Genomic DNA, 6,220 nt, shown 5'->3' on the forward strand with positions numbered 1-6,220 from the left:
AAAAAACATTAAATAAGTATTATTTTTCAAAATACTTATTTAAATAAAAAAAATATTTTAAAAACTGTTTTCAGCTATTTACCTCGAGCTTAGAAATGCCGTCCTCTTTTTTAACTATTTAGCTCAACTTTAGAAATATCATTCTCTTTTTTTAACTATTTAACTCAACTTTAGAAATGCCATCCTCTTTTTTAACTCTAATAAGAGTATCTGCAGCATTTTCCAATTCACTATCATGAGTAACTATTAACATTTGAGGTATAACAGACATACTACGTAAAACATTTATTAACTCTTGTCTACGAAAACTATCTAAATGAATTGTAGGTTCATCTAAAAGAATAGTTTCAATATTACCCTTTGACATAGCTTGTGTAATAGCTAATCTTAATGCAAGAGCGATAGCTATCTTCTCACCACCACTTACCATATTTATATTAGCTTCCCCTTCAGGTCCATAAATAGAAATATTATACTCATCATCTAAAATCAAGTCAGAATAGTTGAAATTGAATTTTTCAAAGAATTCCCTTGTATACTTTTGAATTAAAGGTTTGGACTGGCTTCTTAAGTCTTTTTGAATACCGTCTTTACTATAGAAAGTTCTTAAATCTTCAAGTAATGAACAATATTCTTTAACAGCATCATATTCTTCTTTATTTTTTCTATTTATTTCAATGATCTCTTCGATTTCCTTAATTTTAGCTTTATAGGTTTTTAAATTGTTTGTATTAACTGCTATTTCCTGTGAAAGTGAATTAAATCTATTATTTAACCTATCCAATAAAATATTCATATTTTTATATCTTTCTTCATTATAAGTTGAAGTGTCTATTGCATTTTTAATCTCTTTTATTTCTTTTTCTTTAGATTCAATCTCTTCTTTTTTGATTTTTAATTTTTCTTCATATTCGGCTTTACCTTTGATTGAGCCTAATAAAATATGATATTTATTATCTTTTTCAGTTAATTTATTAATAGATTCATCTAAATCTTCTTCACTGATGTCTAATGACAGCTGAGAGTCTAAACTAATAAATTCTTTAAGTTTATCATCTTCAAGTTTAATATTACCTGAAATGCTATATAAGTCATCTTTAATTTTAGATTCATCAGGAGCTGATTTAAGAAGAGTATGAGCATCCAAATACTTCTTATTATTGGATTCAAGCTTTATAAATTCAGCATTCTTAGATTCAATAATTTTATCTAAGTTATCAAGTTCTTCTTTTTTATCTTGAAGTTCATTGATTTTAGTATTTAACCTTTCTAAAGTTTTATTAAATTTATCAAGGTCTACAACAATATGTTTGTTTTGATATATCTTAGTTTTAATTGAATCTAGCTTAGCTAAATCAGCATCCTTTAATGCTTTCTCTTTATTTAATTTATCAAAAATTTCATTAATTTCATCAATCCTATTGGTATCATTAGATATTGTAGTTTGGTAGATGTCTATTAATTCATTTTTCTTATCTTTACTAATATCAGATTGACAAACAGGACATTTATTTTCAACCTTTTTAATATCAGATAATGGTTCATCTAAAGATTTAATCTCTTGTTTTAAACTAATCGATTCCTTCTTTAAAATTTCTAAATCATTATCTGTTTTATCTATCTCCCCTTTAAGATTAGTTCTAAGATTCTCTACAATTGCATCTAATTTATTTAAATCATCATTAGTTTTAATTGAATCAATTTTATCATCTAATTCAAATTTAGATAAAACATCTCTAGAATTATTAAAGAAATCATTTAAATCTTTATTATATTGGTCAATATCTCTAATGAGATCTTTTCTCTCAGATTCCAATTCATTAATATGCTTTAGCTCAGAAGATAATTCTAGCTTTTTATTATTAAAAGTATTTATTTCACTTTCTAAACTGATGTATTTTTCATGATTCTCTTTTTCATCTGAGATAGTAGATTTATATCCTTCAATTTCTGTGATTTTTTCCTTATTATTTTTTTCATCCTCTTTTAATTTATCCAATTTTAAAAGAGATTCTTTAAAGGCCTTATAAATTGGAAGTTTATCTGAAGATGATTTTAAAAGATTCATTTCACCTTCATTTCTTAAAATCTCATTATATTTATTGAAATATTCTTCTTTAGACTTATTTAAGCTATTTTTATTATCATTTTCATGAATAAACTTCAATTTAAGAGATTCAAACTCTGATTTTTCTTTGTCTAATTCTTCTTTTTCTCTATTTTTTTCTTCAATTTCTCCCTTAAGACCTTCAAAGTCTTCTTTTAGAGCATTATTTTTTTCACTTAAATTGAAATCTTCTTGTTTAGCTTTTTTAAGCTCAAAATTAAGTTCTGATTCTGCTTGAATTCTATCTTCTAAAATAGCTTTTCTAGTTTTATAATCTTCAATGATTCTTGGAAGATTATCATAAGCTTTTTCTAATTCTTCAAGTTTTAATAATTTACCAATCAATTTTTTACGAGTTGCTGGTGTTTTATCGATTAAATCAGCTATTTCCCCTTGCCTTATATGAATAGCATTTAAAAATGTTGAAAAATCCATACTTAATATGATTTCTATTTCATTATCAACCTCTTTATTCCCAGAGGCAATTATTTCATCTTTAGCATTAGTAATTTTAAACAGGTTTGATGTAGATTTAGAAGATGATTTGTTTAATGTTACTCCTCTTTCTACTCTATATTCAATACCATTTGAAATAAATGACAGTTTAACCATCATTTCTACCTTATCACCAATATTTTTATTAGATCTAGCTAAATCAGAGATGGTTTTGGTGCTGTATACTTTAAATAATGCAAATGAAATTCCTTCAAATATTGTTGATTTTCCAGCTCCATTTTCTCCAATGATTAAGCTGATACCTGGATTAAAATCTAATTTAGTCTTAGCATGTGATTTAAAATTTTTTAGTTCTAATCTTGTAAATATCATCATATCACCTACTGAAAGTCATCAAGACTAATTTCTTTATTCTTTAATTTATCATTATTAGAATCTTTTTCACTAGATTTATCTTCAATATTAAGTTTATATTCTTTAGTAGAATCATTTAAATTATTAGATAAATTCTCCCCATTATAGTAATCTTCACTATAATTTAAATTATTAGATAAATTCTCCCCATTATAGTAATCTTCACTATAATTTAAATTATTAGATAAATTCTCCCCATTATAGTAATGTTCACTATAAAATCTATTAGAAATTATCTTTGCATCATCTACTCTTCCAACAGATAAATTATCTAATAAATCTATTGATAATTTATTTATCTCATCTCTACCATATCTTTCATTAAGCTTTTTTTGCAATAATGCTCTTGGATCTAATATTTTATTTTCATCTATAATTCTTTCCTCTTCTAGCACTTTATCAGGTTTAAAATTTGGCCTTAGATTTAAAACATCTTCTCCAATTGCTTCTTGAATTAGCTCATAAACATCAGCACTATTAAAATCTCCACCAACAACTGTCAAGTCAAGCATTGCTTGCTTGTCTAAAGATTGAATTTTTTCTTTAAGTAAATGAATCCTTTGGCTAAATTTATTATAATCAATCACTTCTTGATAGAATTCTCTTGGCATTTTGATTTTAACTCTTTCAAGTTCTGGCCTATCATGACTTAAATCAACTACAACAAATCCCTTACCATGTTCTCTAAAATTGTCATTAGATTCACTTGTTTTCCATATTTCCATAGAACCTGGATAAACCAATTTACCCTTACCAAAGTCTTCTTCAATATAATTATGTATATGGCCCATTGCATAATAATCAAAGTTCTTAGGCATTTCAGCTAATTCAACTTCATGGCTATCTTTATACATCCATTTATCAATGCCCTGATGTGATACTAATATAGATTTTAGGTATTTATCTGCAAGTTTTGATAAGTTATTATATGCACTTATTAATGCCCTTTTTTGTGAACTAGCTACATATGGAATTCCACAGATTAAAACTGCACCTTCTACATAAGCAGGATTATCTGGACTAATTAATTTAAGGCCTAAATCTTTAAATAAAACTTGTGGAGGTAAAGCTCCTTTTCTTAAAACAGAGTCATGATTTCCTGCAATTGCATAAATTGATATTTTTTCTTCTTTTAATCTAAGTAAAGCCTTTTGAAATGCAAGCAATGCCTCTGTTGAAGGTCTAACATTTTCAAATAAATCTCCACTATGAATAATAAAATCCACATCTTTTTCTATTATTTTATCTATATTACGAGCAAATACATCATAAAAATCATTTTCACGTTCTAATAGTCCAAATTGCCTATATCCTAAATGACTGTCAGATAAATGTGCAAAACGCATTAATTTCACCCTCTTTAATTTCAATCTTTAATAATTTTTTAAATAATATTTAATAATTTCTTTAAATAGTTTTTTAATAATCTTTTTAAATAATATTTAATAATTTCTTTAAATAGTTTTTTAATAATCTTTAAACAGCTTATTTAATTATTATTTTTTAAATAGTTGATTTAATTATTTTTTCATTATCTCATTTAACATACAAATAATAATCAATTAGCATTAATAAATATTTCTAAAACTAATATCCTCCACCTAAATCTTTAAATTGATTTAATTCCATTTGTAAAGATTTCTTTTCATCTTCTTTATGGGAGTTCCATTGTTCAATAATATTTAAGTCTCCACCACGTTGCCTTCCTTCAAATTCATTAATTTTAACAAGTGTAGGAACCTTTGTCATAAGTCCTAAAACTAAAGCCTCACCAATATTTAATGACGGCAATTGTTTTACTAAATCTTCACTAAGGTTTTCACTTGCAGTTTGAACGTGTTTTTGGTCTTTTGGTTCTACTAATCTAAGAATAACCATATTGTTAGCTTGAGATAATGTTTCACCATCAACTGACTTAGGAGATTGACTTACTAAACAAAGACCTAAACCAAATTTACGCCCTTCCCTTGCTATACGTGTAATCCAATATTTAGAATCGGGATTTCTACTTTGAGGAGCTAAAATATGTGATTCTTCAACAACAAAGAATACTGGGAATGATAATGCCTCTTTATCATTATGTCTAACATATTGTTTTCTGCTTCTTAAAGATCTTCTAAGTACATGAGCCACCAATACTTCAGCAGTATTTTCATCCACTTGCCCTAAATCTAAAACATTTGCCATTCCAGGTTTTATTTGAGTTAAAAAATCACCTATATTAATATTTAATAATCTATCATATTTGACATTTAAATCCTCAATTTTATTGATTACATCCATGATGTTCTTTTTATTATTCTTATCATATTCCTCATCGCTATACCAATCATCTAAAATTAAGTATAATAATTCAATAAAATCAGCTGTACTGGCAGTTCCTTCTTGAACTAAGTTTCTTGCTTTATTAAATGCTCTTCTAAAATATCTCTCTTGTAATGGAGCATTTGAAGGAATATTTGCCAATTTTTTAATTTCAGCAAATTCCATATATTTAGGGTTTATCATTGGTTTTATGACATTTACATTACCATTTCTAAATTCTGCATCTACATATTCTGAATGCATATCAAAAATAAGTATACATCCATTATATTCTAATAATCCATCTATAATTACAGAAACCGTATTTGATTTACCTGCACCAGTCATTGCAAGAATTGCTAAGTGCCTTGAAACCATTTTATTAATGTCCACTCCCACCTCAACATCATCATTATTTATAAGATGTCCGAGTTTTAAAGAGTTTTCAACATGGAATATTTTCTCAAGTATCTCAGATGAAGCTGGATAAATCGGTGTTCCAGGTGGAGCTGGAGTACGTGGTAATTTTAAATTATCATTTACATCTCCGAGAATTGTTATGCTTCCTTTGATGTAGTAATCATCACCTTCAATTTCCCGTATCTTTGCAATAGTATCTGGATCGTATATTTCATTATTTAATGAAACACTTCCACGAACCATTGATTCAATCATACCAAATATGATTTTACCATCATATTCAAGTGTTACATATTCACCGACCTGTGGCATTTCTTTTGAAATAAAGCTTACTTCAATAAGAGATGTTTCTCCTATACATCTTCCAATCATTTTTAAACCTCTAAACTCAATTATACATTATTATAACATTTATGTCAATTAATCTAATATTTCACAAACTAATTAAATAAAAACCCAATCAATCTAAAATTTCACACCCAGATTTATCTAAAAACCCAATCAATCTAAAATTTCACA

The 6,220-nt window shown here is 26.5% G+C and carries 3 protein-coding genes; all 3 read right to left on the reverse strand.

The features are described from left to right. Positions 1 to 151: 151 nt before the first annotated feature. Positions 152 to 2,935, reverse strand: a complete 2,784-nt coding sequence (locus tag BM020_RS02540; RefSeq protein ID WP_074798093.1) for an AAA family ATPase — start codon at positions 2,933 to 2,935, stop codon at positions 152 to 154. An 8-nt stretch (positions 2,936 to 2,943) separates the two neighbouring features. Continuing rightward, positions 2,944 to 4,323 (reverse strand): metallophosphoesterase family protein, encoded by a 1,380-nt coding sequence (locus tag BM020_RS02545; RefSeq protein ID WP_074798095.1) that lies wholly within the window; start codon positions 4,321 to 4,323, stop codon positions 2,944 to 2,946. A gap of 241 nt (positions 4,324 to 4,564) precedes the next feature. Beyond that, complete coding sequence (locus BM020_RS02550; protein WP_074798097.1) at positions 4,565 to 6,073, reverse strand: helicase HerA-like domain-containing protein; 1,509 nt, start codon at positions 6,071 to 6,073, stop codon at positions 4,565 to 4,567. Positions 6,074 to 6,220 lie beyond the last annotated feature (147 nt).

Origin of the sequence: Methanobrevibacter olleyae (assembly GCF_900114585.1) — an archaeon.
GTDB classification, from domain to species: Archaea; Methanobacteriota; Methanobacteria; order Methanobacteriales; family Methanobacteriaceae; genus Methanobrevibacter; species Methanobrevibacter olleyae.